The sequence below is a fragment of the Flavobacterium hiemivividum genome (genome assembly GCF_004349145.1).
GTDB classification, from domain to species: domain Bacteria; phylum Bacteroidota; class Bacteroidia; order Flavobacteriales; family Flavobacteriaceae; genus Flavobacterium; species Flavobacterium hiemivividum.
Map to the genome: position 1 here is coordinate 668644 of NZ_SMFO01000001.1, position 16460 is coordinate 685103.

Below are 16460 nucleotides of genomic sequence, written 5' to 3' on the forward strand. Positions count from 1 at the left end.
TATAAGAAAAAAAGGCATAAAAAAAACCCTCATTCCGATTTGAAATGAGGGTTTTTTATAATTATAAAAAATTAGAAATTATAACGTAAACTAAAGTTCCAAGTTCTTCCTAGACCAAAGAAACCATTGTTAGAAACATTAATTCCTTTGTAGGTAACATCTGTTGGTCCTGCCAATCTCGCAGAAGTCAACTCCGATAAATACACTTCGTCAAAAACGTTATTTACATTCAATCTTAATGAAACTGAATTTTCTTTATTTTTACCAGTTACAATTTTATAAGAAATACCTGAATCCACTAAATCATAATTAGGTAATTCTAAGTTGTTTTTAACAGCTCCAACATTAGAATACAATTTAGAATAGTTTCTCCAATCTGCATCTATAGAAAATCTAGTGAAAATTTCATATTTGAATCCTAAACCTAATGTAGTTTGAGCAGCATCACCTACTTTACCTCCGTCTACATCTTCTTCCACTCTATCTAAAAGATTTAAAGCTTCATCTCTATATGAAGTAACTACATTTCCATTATATTCCCAATTACCAACTGAAGCAAAACCAGTAATATCTAATTTAGACGTTGGTTTAGCAACGAAGTCTAATTCAATCCCAGTATGAACTTGTTCAACACCTTCATTAGTTTTATATATTAAATCCCCAGGTTGCAAAGTTGGATATTTTGCTATTTCTGCCACAGATGCAGCATTTGAAGTAGTTGTTACTCTATCTTCCCACGAAGTTCTATACCCATTAAGACTAGCTGTGAAAATTTTAGAAGAAAAAGTATATCCAGCTTCAAATCCTAATATTTTTTCATTCTTTGTTAATTCATTAACTTCATTTGTAAAGTTTAAATAAATATTATCGTGGTACGGTTGACGGTCGTAGTATCCAGCATTAGCATAAACAGAATGTTGTCCTGCAATTTTATAACTTGTACCTGCTTTTACATTGTAACCTAAATTATTGATTTTTTTAGATTTTTGGAATTCTGATAAGTAATCATATTTATCAGTTCTCTCATGAGATTGATTAGATAAAGATCCTTGGAAAAATGCAGAAAAATCATTTTTAGCATACTCTAATTGACCAAAAACACCTCCGTAAGAAATTGTTTCACTGTAATCATAATCAATTCTTTGATCGCTAGAAATTGTATTAAAAGTAGCTGGCCATCTTTTAATTGAACCAGTTTCAGTTACAGTATTACTAGCTATAGTTCCACTCCCTCTATGATTAGCTCCTTTTAGATCTCTAGATTCTGACCAACTAGATAATCCCATAAAATCACTAACTTGTCTAAAATGAGATCCTTGATATGTTCTTAAATCAAGCCCCACATTAAGAGATAAATTCTCGCCCAATTGGTTTTTTAAATTCGAAACAACACCGTACCAAGAATGATTATTTGCGCTTGCACGTATTAAATATCCTTTATTTGCAAATGAACCATCTACTAAAGTAAGGTTTTTAGCATACATACCATCAAAATTTACTTGACCGTCAACTGCAGGTAATTTACTACCGTAACTTCCAGTTCCTCCACCTCTTCCCCATGAAGCGTATGCTACTGTAGAAAGCTGAGTTTTGTCATTAATATCAAAATCCCAGTTTAAGTTCATAACTGGCTTGTGATAGTAATTTACTCTTTCTGTTCTATATTCTCCATCTAATGTTCCCCAATTGTTATTGTATTTTCTACCATATTGTAAATAAGTACTAATTGATTTTGTGAAATTTTGATCGTGCTCTTGTGGTGCACCAGTCAATAAAAAGTTAAAACTGTGTCTGTCATTTGGTTTGTAACCTACCGAGATGAAGTAAGTTTCTCCTCTACCATAAGTCCCGTCATTATATCCATCACCTTGCCAATGAGATAACATAACGCTGGTACCCCAACCGTTTTCACTCATCCCAGTGCTATATGCAGCTGTTGTTTTAAAATAGTTATCATTAGCCATACCTAATGAAGCAAAACCACCTTCTTTTTTATCAGTAGCTTTAGTAATGAAATTTACAGTTCCTCCAACTGAAGAAATAGCTAATTTAGAAGACCCAAGACCTCTTTGAATTTGTACTGCACTAGCAATATCAGACATTCCAGACCAGTTAGACCAGTAAATTTTCCCGTCTTCCATTCCGTTAATTGGCTGACCATTTAATAAGAATGCTGTATTGTCTTGAGCAAATCCGCGAACACTAATTCTAGAATCACCAAATCCTCCAGCTTGTCCAGCTACATAAACAGATGGAGTATTTACCATAGTTTGAGTAATGTCAGACGTTCCTACTTTTGCTTGGATTTCTGCAGCTTTAATTGTCGAAACAGCAATTGGAGTTTTTCTTCCCGTCGCTACATCAATAATACCTTTACCCATAACAACAATCTCACTTAATTCATTAGAATTAGCGGTCAAAATAATAGTCCCTACGTTAGTTGTAGCATCTTTTGCTACCGAAAACTTAACTGTTTTAGGCTCAAAACCAATAAAAGAAATAATTAATTCGCCAGAATTAACTGTTGTATTAATAGAAAATTTACCATCAAAATCTGCAGAAACACCAGTTTTAGTTCCTTTGATAGCAACGTTAGCACCAGGTAATGAACCTTGTCCGTCAGTAACAGTTCCTGTAACTTTCCCTTGAGAAAACACCGTTGAAACCATTAAGAGCAGTAATCCAGAGAGTAACCAATTTTTCATTGTCTTCATTTTTACTTTAATTTAAAATATTTTCGGCAAAATTATAACATTTTTACCTAATTAAGTTAACACACTGTTAAGAAAATAAAATAAATTTTATTTTATTTAACAAGAAATACGCTGAGCACCTTTTCCCCCTCACAATACAACCATCATTGCATTAGCCATTTAGACTGCATCTAATAAAAAAAGCCCATGTTTTCGATCGAAAACATGGGCTTTTTATTGTAAGAAAACAAAAAAATTATTTATTTTTCAAATAATAGTCCAAAAGAAACGCTGTGGAACTATCGTGGTTTTTTATTTCTTTCGAATTTATCTCCTCTAAGATCGAGTTAGCTAATTGTTTTCCAAGCTCTACTCCCCATTGATCAAAACTAAAAATATTCCAGATAATCCCTTGCACAAAAATCTTATGTTCATACAATGCAATTAATGATCCTAAAGACTTTGGTGTCAGTTTTTCAATCAGAATCGTATTCGTAGGCTTATTGCCCTCAAATACTTTAAACGGCAATAAAAAATTTACCCTCTCGGCATCGAGTCCTTGCTTATTAAATTCAGCCTGCACTTTTGCCTCCGTTTTTCCGTGTAGTAAAGCTTCCGTCTGAGCAAAATAGTTAGACATTAGTTTATCATGATGCTCATCATCACCATACAATGGCTTTACAAAGCCAATGAAATCCGAAGGAATCAACTTTGTTCCCTGATGAATCAATTGGAAAAAAGCATGCTGCGCATTCGTTCCTGGTTCTCCCCATATAATCGTTCCAGTCTCATAGTTTACGGGATTCCCATCTCTCCCTACACTTTTACCATTACTTTCCATAGTTCCCTGCTGTAAATAAGGAGCTAATTTTTGTAAGTATTGCGTATAAGGAATCAAAGCTTCACTTTCGGCACCAAAAAAGTTATTATACCATACGCTTAATAAAGCTAGAACGACCGGCATATTTTGATCAAATTCAGCACTTTTAAAATGGTCGTCCATTTCGTTTGCACCACTTAACAATTCATCAAAATTATCAAACCCTACCGCCAAACTAATGGTCAATCCAACAGCGCTCCATAATGAAAAACGACCACCAACCCAATCCCACATTGGAAACACATTGTCCGGATTAATTCCAAATTCGGTCACTTTTTGAATATTTGTGGAAACGGCCACAAAATGTTTCGCTATATCTTCTTGCTTTGTTCCAAATTCCTGGGATAAAAACCATGCTTTAATGGTTTCTGAATTTGTTAATGTTTCTTGCGTGGTAAATGTTTTAGAAACAACAACAAAAAGTGTCGTTTCTGGATTTATCTTTTTTAAGATTTCATTTACATGATCGCCATCGATGTTTGAAACAAAATGAACATTCAACTGATTTTTATAAAACTGCAAGGCTTCAACCACCATCGCCGGACCTAAATCAGAACCTCCAATACCGATATTTACAACATCAGTAAACTGCTTTCCTGTATATCCAGTTCTTTCGCCTGCAATTATTTCATTCGAAAAAGCTTTTATCTTTCTTTTTACTTCATAAATTTCGGGAACTACATTTTGTCCGTCTACATTTATAACCGCTGATTCTTTTGCTCTTAAAGCGGTATGAAGCACCGCTCTATTTTCGGTTTGATTAATAATCTCCCCATCAAAATAATCAGAAATTGCTTTTTTAAGACCTACCTCATTTGCCAATTCCAGTAAAAGATCAATTGTCTCTTGCTTGATAATGTTCTTAGAATAATCTATTAGAAAATCATTCCATTTCAAGTTGAATTTTGCTGTTCTGAAAACGTCCTCTTGAAACATATCTTGCATAGTGACCTTATGCATATCATCAAAATGTTGCTGCAGCTTGCTCCAAGAAGCAGTATTTGTAGGGTTTATTGTGTTTAAAGCCATTTTATATTTAGTTCAAGTATTAATCCTATTTTTGCAAAAATACTGAAATTAGTTTTAATTGATTAGGTCTTTTAATTTATATCACAATTTAAAGAAAACCGAAAAGATTATGGTAAAAAGTAAAGGAGCGCAATTATTTGAATAAATAATCGCGCTCCTTTCTCTATGTCATCTTTAACTACGCTTTATCAGTAATAGGGATTTCAATTTATAAATTCCCAATACTGTCTAACTCCGCTTTTAATGGTGCAATAGTCGTTAAATAACGTGCTCTATTAGCACTAGTCATTGGCTCACCTCCTGGTAATTTTAATTTTAAAGCATCTACCTGTTTTCCGTTTTTCCAAAAACGATAACATACATGAGGACCAGTCGCTAGACCTGTACTTCCTACTCGTCCTATAACATCCCCTTGGTTTACATGTTGACCACGACGAACCAAGATCTTAGACATGTGTAGGTATTGAGTGGAGTAAGTACCATTGTGCTTTATCTTTACATAATTACCATTTCCTGCAGTATAACCCGTCCTTTCAACAGTTCCTGAGGCTGTAGTTGTTATAGGCGTTCCATGTGGAGCAGCATAATCAGTTCCTTTATGGGCTTTCCATCGGTGTTGTACCGGATGATACCTATTACTTGAAAACCGCGAAGTCAGCCTGCTGAATTTAATTGGTGTTTTAAGAAAGAAATTCTTTAAGGTTTTTCCATCCTCGTCATAATAGCCTACTTTTCCAGATGCTGGGTTTTGAATGTATGGGAAGGCATAAATAATTTTGCCTTTGTATTCGAAAAAAGAAGCTTCTAGATTTTCTACTCCATTATAAACAGAATCATTTATAAATTTTTCTGTAAAAGTAACAGCAAATCGGTCTCCCTTTTTTAGTTTAAAAAAGTCAATTGACCAGGAATATATTTTTGTAATTCTACTTGCTAAAGCAGCCTCTACTCCAGCATTCCCTAGAGTTTCAGATAATGATCCTTTTAAAACACCACCTATTGTACGTCGCCTAATAGTAATAGGTCTTGTTTTTTTATAAGCCACTACGGTAGTGTCGCGAAAATCAAATATATAATAATTTAACGCATCTGGTTGATATACAAAAACCTGTAGTTTATTTGTTTTGTCTTTAGACCTAAGCATCGTGTATGCCTTATTTGGCTTAATAACACGAACATCAAAAGTATCTTTTACACTGTTTACAATGTCATATACTTTAAGGCTCCCAATATTTTGTTTACTTATAATTGTACCGAAATTATCTCCCTTTTTAACGGTATCGTGAACGACATTAAATTCCGAAAAATTAAATCCAAAATCAGAGTTCTCTGCAATGGGTTTAACGATCTTAACTTTACTCTCTATTTCTTGATTCTTACTGGATTTATTGCAGGATAGTATTGCTGTTAATACTATAAAAATGATTACTACTTGCTTCAAACCTTGTTTTTTTTTAATTCAACTTATACTTCTACACCCCAGTTTGCTAATTCCTCAGCACTCCATAACTCAGGAAAAAATATCCTTCGTTGGTATTTTGGGTGCATGTATTTTTTCCAATCACTGCCGCCAGTTGCCTCTCCAGTCCCTTTTCCACTTTGGTCAATGTATTTTATAGCAACGTTTAAATGCTGCATTACCCAGGTAATATTAACGGTATGATCAAAATGACGCATTGCTTTTACTAACTCAGGGTTTTTCTGGTCAAGCTCCGGTAGCTGTTTGAATTTCTGCCAAATATTGATCGTATTGTATTCCTCCATGTGAGCTAAAAAAGTTTTTTTGTATTTTCTTTCAAATTCCTCTAGCAAATACGACTTTTTACCGGTCGCATAATCTTTACCCGCTGCTTGCCAATATAAATGTTCAAACGCATGCTCATAAGGCGTATTTCTATCAATAGCGTCTCTATATCTATTATCAATAAGGTTAATTAAATCAGTCGAAGAAAATTCGATTAATCGGTACTGAGCACTTTGAAAACCACTCGCTGGAGTCAAGGTATTTCTAAACTTCATATATTGCTCTACTTCCATTCCATTCTCCATAATACTGAAAGAGGTGGTAAGCATATCAAAATAGCGACTAATTCTCATTAACCTTTCTGCAAAAAAAGAAGCTTCGATATTTTGACAATAGGAAATTTGGTTCATTTCCCATAGAATCATTTTAAAAATCAATTCATTCACTTGATGATACATGATAAAAACCATTTCATCTGGAAGTGTAGTTCTCTGGGTTTGTATATTTAATAAGGCATCAGTCTGAATATAGTCCCAATAGGTAATGGGTTTAGACCAAAGTAAGCCTTCAAGCTGCGTCTCTGTTTTTTGATTTATGGCTGCATATTTTTCATCAATTTCGTTTAAAATAGCCTCTGCATTCTCAGTAATCTTCATTATTTTTTTATTTTAAATGGATGGTTCAGTCCTTTAAATGCATCCAAGTCTGCCTTTATAGATCCTACTGCTAGATCGGCTTTTATTCGAATAGGCAGTCTATTATCATCATCTGAAATCCAGACCGTAAGACTTTCTTTTTCTTTAAAAACACGACCAGATTGCACTAAAGGTTTAAAGATCATGGATGACACGACGCCAAATTTAGTTGTAATATCTTCACGACCTACAAACTTTAACTTAAATTTGGTGGTTTCATCATCGATGAACATATTGATCGCGATAGACTCTCCTGGATTAATTTTATCAATATTAGGGTAATTTCTTAAATAATAAAACGCGGATAAAATATCTTGGGTATCTTGTGGAGTAACAAACGTTTTCTCGTTTCTGTTTTTATAATCTTTGACTAAAACACTGTTGCTTGATTGATTAAAAAAACCTTCTTGATTTTTAATATATCCGCCTTCATTGATCTTCCTTACAAATCGAAGGGGATTACCGGATGCCTTTTCAATATAACTTTCATAGACATCTTCTACTTTGAAAAAAAAACGAGACATTCCAGTAGTAAATCCTTTACCTATAACATGAAAAGTTTTTTTATTATTGTACACGGCGTCTTTTACCTCTAGGGTTGCATATCCCGCATTAACAAAACCATAATGGATTCTGAATTTAAACCACTCGCCCACATCGTAAGCCTCTTCTTGTGGAGAATCAAAGCTTACGGTTAACATCAATAGTAAGAATAGTACGAATTTTTTCATAGCTTATTTTTGTCTGTTTATTGACTGTAGTTGCAAATTTTGTTCCAAATATATCAAAACAAAAAAACTCAGTCAAATAATGACTGAGTTTTTATGCTATTAACTAACCAAAAAACTATAAATTATGAAATTTATATCAATACGGAAGGAAACCACCCCTTCCATTTTGCGAGTGCAAAGGTATGCAACAAAACTACATTTTTTATCAAAAAAAAAAGTTTAACACATCATTCACAAAAACACCTCTTTGTTGGCAGTTATTTTTTCACATAATGCAAAAAAAACATCTTTTTACAGCGTTCCTCGCAATGCCTGCTCTCTCTCTATAGACTCAAATAAAGCTTTAAAATTACCTGCACCGAAACCTTTAGCTCCCATTCTTTGAATAATCTCAAAAAATAAAGTTGGTCTATCTTGGACTGGTTTTGTAAAGATTTGTAGTAGATAACCTTCTTCATCTGCATCTACCATAATCGCCAACTTCTCGATTTCATTTAAATCCTCTTTCATCATTTTCATGTGTTCTCCCAATCGTTCCGGAATCGCCTGATAATAAGTATGAGGTGGAGCAGACAAAAATTCGACACCTCTAGCCTTTAATTGACTTACTGTTTTTATGATATCATCAGTTGCGATGGCGATATGCTGTATTCCTGGTCCACCATAAAAATCAAGGTATTCCTCTATTTGTGATTTTTTCTTTCCTTCGGCTGGTTCGTTTATAGGGAACTTGATACGTCCGTTTCCATTAGACATCACCTTACTCATCAAGGCCGAGTATTCTGTATTAATTTGCTTGTCATCAAAAGATAGGAAATTTACAAATCCCATTACCTCTTCATAAAACTTTACCCAGGTATTCATTTCATTCCAACCTACATTCCCTACCATGTGGTCAATGTATTTTAATCCCGTTGATTCTGGATTGTAGTCTGATTTCCATTCTTTATATCCTGGTAAAAAAACACCATTATAGTTTTTACGCTCCACAAAAATATGAACCGTTTCTCCATAGGTATAAATTCCGGATCGTATTACTTCACCATGCTCATCTTTCTCCACTGTAGGCTCCATAAAAGAACGAGCTCCACGCTTCATTGTTTCTTCATAAGCACTTGTAGCGTCTTCTACCCAAAGAGCCGCTACTTTTACTCCATCTCCATGTTTTCTTAGATGTTCATGTATAGGAGAATCTTGAATTAAAGGCGTGGTAAGAACAATGCGTATCTTATCTTGTTTCAACACATAAGACGTACGGTCTTTTACTCCTGTCTCTAGGCCTGCATAAGCCAATGATTGGTATCCAAAAGCCGTTTTATAATAATGTGCTGATTGTTTTGCGTTTCCTACATAGAATTCTACATAATCGGTTCCTAATAGAGGAAGGAAATCTTGAGCTCCTTCAAATATTTTTTCTAATCCGTATTCTACTGATTTTACTTCTTTTGCCATGATAAGCCCCCTAACCTCCGAAGAGGGAATTCCTATTAGGGGTCAATAGGATTTTAGTTAAAATTATTATTGCGCTTAAATTCTTAGATAAAATTGAGGTTTTCTAATTCCCCCTTTGGGAGTTAGGGGGCTTCTACCCACGATTTATAATATTGACCATCATCGATTCCCATTGCCTCTTCGGTTACCATAAGTGTTCTAAAAGTATCGACCATAACAGCCAATTCCTGAGTTTCTGTGTGACCAATACTGCGTTCCATAGCTCCTGGAGCTGGGCCGTGGGGAATTCCTTTTGGATGTAAAGTGATATGTCCTTGTTCGATATTATTTCTACTCATAAAATCACCGTCAACATAATACAATACTTCATCGCTATCGACATTACTATGATTGTAGGGAGCAGGAATTGCTTTCGGATGGTAATCGTACAACCTTGGCACAAAGGAACAAATCACAAAAGTGGATGTTTCAAATGTTTGATGAACCGGTGGTGGTTGATGAACACGTCCTGTTATAGGTTCGAAATTATGAATACTGAAGCCATAAGGAAAATTGTAGCCATCCCAACCTACCACATCAAAAGGATGCGTTGCATAAACAACCTCATGAATCATTCCTTCTTTCTTGATCTTAATGAGAAAGTCTCCTTTTTCATTATGAGTTTCTAATTCATTTGGCAAAATAAAATCGCGTTCACAAAACGGAGCGTGCTCTAGATGCTGTCCTGACTCATTTTTATAACGTTTTGGCGTATAAATTGGCGCGAATGATTCTACATAAAGCAATCTATTGTCTTCGGTTTCAAAATCAATTTGATAGATAATTCCTCTTGGAACAATCAGGTAATCTCCATACTCAAATGGGATATTTCCCATCATGGTACGCAATTTCCCTTTCCCTTTATGAATGAAGATCATTTCATCAGCGTCAGCATTTTTATAAAAATACTCGCACAATGATTTCTTTGGAGCCGCTAGTCCTATCGTACAGTCTTTATTCACAAGCAATGCTTTGCGACTGTCAAGAAAATCATCTTCAGCTTTTAAATCAAACCCTTTTAATAGTAAAGATTTAATATTTTTACCAATGGCAATTTTAGGCTCTACAGAATAAGACTTAATAATTTCTTTTACTTGGGTAGGTCTATGGACGTGATACAGCAATGCAGAATTTCCATGAAAACCCTCTGTTCCAAAGAGTTGTTCGTAGTAAAAACCTCCTTCAGGTTTTTCAAATTGTGTGTGTCTTTTTTGAGGGAAAGTCCCCAATTTATGATATAATGGCATGATTGTTTATTTATAAGTTTAACAGCGTAAAGTAGAGATTACTTTACAACGCACTAAGTTAAATCAAAAAATAGTTACTCACTCAGGATTTCTCTTGATGAGGAATTGAAGATAATCCAATAAACCTAGCCATTTTGTTTTCATTGTAACAAATATCGGAATTAATATTGATATAAATTAAATTTAAAATGAAAAACCTACACTAAACCAAGTATGACCCATTTTAGTTTCTGGAGACCAAGTGTGCTTAATTTCTATTGGACCAATTATAGTTTCTAAACCATAACCAACTGCGTAACCAGAATAGTTTGGCAGTGCTACCCAATTGATGTTTTCAAACATTCTGTCGCCTAAGTTGGCAAAATTTGCCGAAATATTAAAATGATTCTTTTTCACAAACTCATAATCAATTGTCGCTGTAGACTTGACGTAACTATTGGCTGCTATACTTAAAAAATCATATCCATAAAAGTGCCTGAAATTATTGATTTGATTGTAACCATAACCTCCCAATACAAAATTGAAGAAATTAACACTATCATCACCAAATGCAAATCCAGCTTCCGTTTGAATTTTAATTGTAGTGTTTTTTAAAATTGTCGCTGCAAATCCAAAATCAGTTTTTGCAATTGAATACGGATTAAACGTTTTTGTATAATCGGACGAAACTAAAAAAGATTGAATATCTCCAGAAAAATACCATCCTTTTCTAGGAAAAGACTTGTTATCAAAGGAATCATAATTTAAATATCCAAAAACACTTAAATAATCACTTTTGTCGATTGTTGGATTGCTATTGGCTAATGTTTCAGATTTAATCTTCAATAATTTATACTCTAAACCTCCTCCTATTAGAAACTTTTGCACAAATAAGGATTGAAAATAAACCTGATTTGTCATGTCCGAAAAATCTACGTTTATTGCATTTATCCCTAAGTTTTCGAGATCTGCATTACTTATTGCACCAGTTATATTTTTATTGAACTGATTAAAAAAGGATTTAAATCCAAAACTTAGATTGTATCCGTTTTCAATATAATACCCAAAATTATACCTGAAGTTGTCTCCAAGAGCAATATCCAAGGATGCCACATCATTTTTAAACAATGTTTTTTTACGGGTTAAGTTTACTAAGACTGCGCTCTTAAACAAACCGTCATAATGCAACCCAAATTTTAGATAGGATTTTGTTTTATTTTCTTTTAAGATAAGATTCAAGTCATCTCCTTCATTATTAGAATCAAACGTATAATTAATAGTCCTGAAATTACCCGTCGCATTTATATTATTCATCCCAGCCTCTAACTGCTTATAACTAATTTTAGCTCCAGACTTAAACCGCAATTTCCCTATCACATAATCCTTAGTGTAATTATCTAATTCGCTAGAATTTATATCTACAATTTGTAAACTATCTGTTGGAAGTACTAATTTAGGCTTTCGATAGAAATTTGACTCATCTACTAATTCTTTTATTTTTTCGTAAACTGCGAACGTAGCTTCCTCCCCTTTTAAAATAATTTCTCTTCCTTTATCGAATGATACAACTCCAAAATCCTTAATATTCGGTTTGATGTAAATATCGGTTTTCAATACATTTCGCTTCATTTTTTCTATCGAATGAAGGTTTGTAATTTGAACCAAAATTTTCGTGGCATCTTTGAGCGAGTTCCGATCTCTTAAATCGTCTTGCACATCTACGCCAATGATTATATCTGCGCCAAGTTTTCTTATTTCATCAATAGGGTAATTATTAGTCACTCCACCATCTACTAAAAGCGCACCATCGATCTCGACTGGAGAAAACAAGGATGGAAATGCTGAACTAGCAATCATGGCTTGTGCAAGATTACCTTTATCTAAAATCACTTGCTTACCAGTTTCAATATCCGAAGCAATGCATAAAAAAGGGGTTGGTAGTTGATTGAAGTCTCGTAAATGCCTTACGTGTCTTGTAAGTCTACTTAATAAATTAAAATTATACATTCCTTTCGAAAGCGCTTCTGGTATTCCAATTTTAAATTTATTGAACGGTAGTACAAGGGCATACAATTCATCGTTTTTTTTCTCGTAAAAATTCTTGGAAGACCTTGGAATGAAATCATTTATTAACTCATCAAAATTTGTAGAACCAAAAATAGAATCGATCTGAGTTGCAGTATATCCTGAGGCATAAAGTCCACCAACAACTGACCCCATACTTGTTCCTCCAATGTAGTCGATCTTTAACCCTGCTTCCTCCAACACTTTCAAAACCCCGATATGAGCAAACCCTTTTGCTCCACCTCCGCTTAATACCAATCCTACTTTTGGTCTGTGCTGCTCTTGTGAAAACAAGCTCAAACAACTAAAGAAAACTAAAAGTAGAAAAGACTGTTTTTTCATATAAGGAGTACGGATTTTGATGGTATTTCTGATTATTTAAACACTATTTATTTTAAGGTCATTCAGTTACCATTTTGTAAAAGTCGACAATTTTTTTGGCTTTTGAAACACCAATAACGGCAGAAATTTCCTTTTCTGTCGCTAATTTCAATCTTTTAACACTTTTAAAATGTTGTATTAACGACAACATTGTTTTTTCGCCAATTCCAGGAATAGATTCTATCGAGGAATTCAGCGCTGCTTTACTCCTTTGATCCCTATGATGTGTGATCCCAAAGCGATGTGCCTCATTTCGCAATTGCTGAATCACTTTCAAAGTTTCTGATTTTTTATCTAAATATAAAGGGACTGAATCTCCAGGATAAAACAATTCCTCGAGTCGTTTTGCGATACCAATTATCGCTATTTTTCCTCTCAATTCTAAATCGTCTAGACTTTTTAGCGCCGCCGATAGTTGTCCTTTTCCGCCGTCAATAATTATGAGCTGTGGCAAAGGTTGGTTTTCATCTAGTAATCTTTTATACCTTCGATACACGACCTCAGTCATCGAAGCAAAATCATCAGGACCTTCAACCGTTTTTATATTAAAATGGCGATAGTCTTTCTTACTTGGTTTTCCATCTTTAAAAACGACACAAGCCGCAACTGGATTCGTTCCTTGAATATTCGAATTATCAAAACATTCAATATGTCTTGGCTCGACCGCCAATCGCAAGTCTTTTTGCATTTGCGCCATAATCCTATTGGTATGACGGTCTGGATCTACAATTTGCAATTGCTTCAATTGTTCAATTCTATAGAATTTTGCATTTCGAATAGAAAGATCTAATATTTGTTTTTTATCCCCTAATTGCGGAACGGTAATTTTTAAATTCTCACCTAATTCAACAGCAAACGGAACTATAACTTCTCTGGACAACAACTGAAAACGCTCTCGGAGTTCGATTATTGCTAATTCTAATAATTCGGCATCTGTTTCCTCCAGTTTTTTCTTGATTTCCATGGTGTGTGATCGAATAATCGAACCATGAGAAATTTGTAAAAAGTTGACATAAGCGGCACTTTCATCAGAAACTATGGAGAACACATCAATGTTCGTGATTTTCGGGTTTACAATCGTGGAGCGTGACTGATAATTCTCAAGCACTTCAATTTTTTCCTTGATTTTCTGCGCTTCTTCAAAATGCATATCTCGAGCTAACTCCATCATGACTCTCTTGAAGTCTTTCATGCTCTCTTTGAAATTTCCTTTTAGTATTTCTCGAATAGCGTCGACCTGACTCTGATAATTTTCTAAAGATTCAAGTCCTTCACAAGGCCCTTTACAATTGCCAATATGATATTCGAGACAAACCTTAAATTTCCCACTTTCTATGTTTGATTTACTTAAATCATAATTACATGTTCTTAGTGGATACAGCTCTTTTATAAGTTCAAGAATAGTATTTACCGTTTTAAAACTTGTGTACGGACCAAAATACTCCGAACCATCTTTCACCATTCTTCGAGTAGCAAAAATTCGGGAAAAAGGCTCTTTTTTAATACAAATCCAAGGGTAACTTTTATCATCACGCAACAATACATTGTATCGCGGCTGCAAGGTTTTTATAAGGTTGTTTTCTAGTAAAAGTGCATCAGTTTCCGTAGGAACAACAATGTGTTTTATACTTACAATCTTTTTTACCAATACATTGGTTTTGGCTGTGTCATGAATTTTATTAAAATAGGAAGACACTCTTTTTTTCAAATTCTTAGCTTTCCCCACATACAAGATTTTCCCTTCTTTGTCATAGTATTGATATACACCGGGTCCATCAGGTAAGGTTTGAATTTGAAGTTCGAGCGTTGGGTTTTGCATTATAATGTTATTTCACAAAGACACATCTTAATTAAGTGAGATGTATATTGGTCTTATTAGTTTGAAGTTATTTGTCTATTTAAGTCCAAATTTACGAATAACAAATAATAATCTCTAATTTTGATTTTTTAATCCACCATGAAAAACACAAAACCCATATTCATTTTAGGAGAATCTATTCTGCCAGGCGAAAGCAAAACAGTGGATATGGAAATTGCTAAACTGCACAACACGGCAGAGCTAAAAATTCCAATAATTATCCATCGTTCTAAAATCGAAGGTCCTACTGTCCTTTTTTCAGCGGGAATTCATGGTGATGAAATCAATGGAGTGGAGATTGTTCGCCAACTTATCAGTAAGAAAATTAACAAACCTACAAGAGGAACAATCATTTGCATTCCTGTTATTAACATGTTTGGCTTCCTTAATAAAAGCAGGAAGTTCCCTGATGGCCGAGATTTGAATCGTGTTTTTCCAGGGCGTAAAAAAGGTTCTCTGGCCAGCCGCTTTGCCTACCACATGAATACTGAAATTATGCCCTTAGTTGATTACGCTGTAGATTTTCACTCGGGAGGTGCAAGCCGTTTCAACGCTCCACAGATTCGAATTGCTCCTGACAGCCCCGAATTAGTAACATTAGCCAATGTGTTTAACGCTCCATTTACACTGTTTTCTAAAAACGTTGCTGGTTCCTTTAGGAATTCTAGTGAAGCGTTGAATGTAAAAATGTTGCTTTTTGAAGGCGGAAAATCGCTTAATATTAATACGGCTGTTTCAGACTCTGGCGTTCATGGTGCAAAAAGAATACTGAGGTATCTTGACATGTTAGGACCAGAACACGCTATTGAGGAACCAGAGTCGAATACCATTTATATTGAAAAATCATCTTGGATACGAGCGCAATGTTCCGGTTTATTGCACGATAATGGTTGTATAGGTCGCTATGTTCAAAAAGGAACACTACTTGCTATCATTACAGATCCCTTTGGCGAATTTGAACGAACCGTAAACGCGCCTAATGAAGGCTACATCATAAACGCAAATCTTTCTCCAATTGTTTATCAGGGTGATGCTATTTATCATATATCTAAAAAAATTGCAGATGGAAAATAATAAAAAAGTTTTACGAAAGAAATACAAAAATCTAAGACAGAAACTTTCTATCACCGAAATAGAAGAGTTGAGTTTGACTGTTGCCAATAAACTACTAACACTTCCTATTTGGCAAAAAACCTATTTTCATATTTTCTTACCTATAACAGAACATAAAGAAGTCGATACTGAATTCATTTTGCATATGCTTTCTGGCAAAGACAAGGAAATTATTATTTCTAAAAGCGATTTTGAGACCAGAAAAATGATGCATTATCTACTGACAGATAATACCAAAATCAAGAAAAACGAATATAATATTCCAGAACCTGTTGATGGTATCGAAGTGCCTTCTAACAAAATAGAAGTTGTTTTTGTTCCGCTTTTAGCCTTCGATAAAAAAGGACATCGCGTGGGTTATGGAAAAGGTTTTTATGATAAATTCCTCTCTGAATGTAAACCCGAAACGATTAAAATTGGACTTTCCTTCTTTGATGCCGAAGAGCTGATCGATGATGTACATGAAGGAGATATGAAATTGGATTATTGCATTACTCCAAAAAATAATTATAAGTTCAAATAATAACACTTAAATTCGCAGTCTAAAAAATAATA

The 16460-nt window shown here is 34.3% G+C and carries 11 protein-coding genes; 2 read left to right on the forward strand and 9 right to left on the reverse strand.

Annotated features, from left to right (window positions below; all coding sequences use genetic code 11):
• Positions 1-71 precede the first annotated feature (71 nt).
• The 9 genes from E0F98_RS03005 to uvrC all read right to left on the reverse strand — a co-directional run bounded on the left by E0F98_RS03005 (position 72) and on the right by uvrC (position 14753).
• Entirely contained in the window at positions 72-2705 is a 2634-nt protein-coding gene (locus tag E0F98_RS03005; protein ID WP_317126181.1) for a TonB-dependent receptor, read from the reverse strand.
• 244 nt (positions 2706-2949) lie between these two features.
• Positions 2950-4602: a glucose-6-phosphate isomerase gene (pgi, locus tag E0F98_RS03010; RefSeq protein ID WP_132109039.1), complete on the reverse strand. Its 1653-nt coding sequence runs from the start codon at positions 4600-4602 to the stop codon at positions 2950-2952.
• Positions 4603-4810: 208 nt separating this feature from the next.
• Complete coding sequence (locus E0F98_RS03015; protein ID WP_132109041.1) at positions 4811-6043, reverse strand: M23 family metallopeptidase; 1233 nt, start codon at positions 6041-6043, stop codon at positions 4811-4813.
• A 23-nt stretch (positions 6044-6066) separates the two neighbouring features.
• The gene (locus E0F98_RS03020; RefSeq protein WP_132109043.1) at positions 6067-7002 is read right to left on the reverse strand and encodes a tryptophan 2,3-dioxygenase family protein; all 936 of its coding nucleotides are present in this window, start codon (positions 7000-7002) and stop codon (positions 6067-6069) included.
• Positions 7002-7772, reverse strand: a complete 771-nt coding sequence (locus E0F98_RS03025) for a DUF3108 domain-containing protein (protein ID WP_132109045.1) — start codon at positions 7770-7772, stop codon at positions 7002-7004. Before E0F98_RS03025 ends, E0F98_RS03020 begins: the two co-directional genes overlap by 1 nt.
• Before the next feature lie 291 nt (positions 7773-8063).
• Positions 8064-9224, reverse strand: coding sequence for a 4-hydroxyphenylpyruvate dioxygenase (hppD, locus tag E0F98_RS03030; protein ID WP_132109047.1), 1161 nt, complete (start codon positions 9222-9224; stop codon positions 8064-8066).
• A gap of 122 nt (positions 9225-9346) precedes the next feature.
• Entirely contained in the window at positions 9347-10510 is a 1164-nt protein-coding gene (locus E0F98_RS03035) for a homogentisate 1,2-dioxygenase (protein ID WP_132109049.1), read from the reverse strand.
• 183 nt (positions 10511-10693) lie between these two features.
• Complete coding sequence (locus E0F98_RS03040) at positions 10694-12895, reverse strand: patatin-like phospholipase family protein (RefSeq protein ID WP_132109051.1); 2202 nt, start codon at positions 12893-12895, stop codon at positions 10694-10696.
• A gap of 58 nt (positions 12896-12953) precedes the next feature.
• Complete coding sequence (gene uvrC, locus E0F98_RS03045; RefSeq protein WP_132109053.1) at positions 12954-14753, reverse strand: excinuclease ABC subunit UvrC; 1800 nt, start codon at positions 14751-14753, stop codon at positions 12954-12956.
• 138 nt (positions 14754-14891) lie between these two features.
• On the opposite strand from uvrC, the gene E0F98_RS03050 reads away from it, so the two are divergent.
• Together E0F98_RS03050 and E0F98_RS03055 are read left to right on the forward strand one after the other, a co-directional pair.
• Entirely contained in the window at positions 14892-15866 is a 975-nt protein-coding gene (locus E0F98_RS03050; RefSeq protein ID WP_132109055.1) for a succinylglutamate desuccinylase/aspartoacylase family protein, read from the forward strand.
• The gene (locus E0F98_RS03055) at positions 15856-16428 is read left to right on the forward strand and encodes a 5-formyltetrahydrofolate cyclo-ligase (RefSeq protein WP_132109057.1); all 573 of its coding nucleotides are present in this window, start codon (positions 15856-15858) and stop codon (positions 16426-16428) included. Before E0F98_RS03050 ends, E0F98_RS03055 begins: the two co-directional genes overlap by 11 nt.
• The last annotated feature ends 32 nt before the right edge of the window (positions 16429-16460 follow it).

Bases quoted from the DNA above. Each gene is read 5' to 3' on its own strand.
- E0F98_RS03005 (WP_317126181.1), bottom strand. From the start codon at position 2,705: ATGAAAAATTGGTTACTCTCTGGATTACTGCTCTTAATGGTTTCAACG.
- pgi (WP_132109039.1), bottom strand. From the start codon at position 4,602: ATGGCTTTAAACACAATAAACCCTACAAATACTGCTTCTTGGAGCAAG.
- E0F98_RS03020 (WP_132109043.1), bottom strand. From the start codon at position 7,002: ATGAAGATTACTGAGAATGCAGAGGCTATTTTAAACGAAATTGATGAA.
- E0F98_RS03025 (WP_132109045.1), bottom strand. From the start codon at position 7,772: ATGAAAAAATTCGTACTATTCTTACTATTGATGTTAACCGTAAGCTTT.
- hppD (WP_132109047.1), bottom strand. From the start codon at position 9,224: ATGGCAAAAGAAGTAAAATCAGTAGAATACGGATTAGAAAAAATATTT.
- E0F98_RS03035 (WP_132109049.1), bottom strand. From the start codon at position 10,510: ATGCCATTATATCATAAATTGGGGACTTTCCCTCAAAAAAGACACACA.
- E0F98_RS03040 (WP_132109051.1), bottom strand. From the start codon at position 12,895: ATGAAAAAACAGTCTTTTCTACTTTTAGTTTTCTTTAGTTGTTTGAGC.
- uvrC (WP_132109053.1), bottom strand. From the start codon at position 14,753: ATGCAAAACCCAACGCTCGAACTTCAAATTCAAACCTTACCTGATGGA.
- E0F98_RS03050 (WP_132109055.1), top strand. From the start codon at position 14,892: ATGAAAAACACAAAACCCATATTCATTTTAGGAGAATCTATTCTGCCA.
- E0F98_RS03055 (WP_132109057.1), top strand. From the start codon at position 15,856: ATGGAAAATAATAAAAAAGTTTTACGAAAGAAATACAAAAATCTAAGA.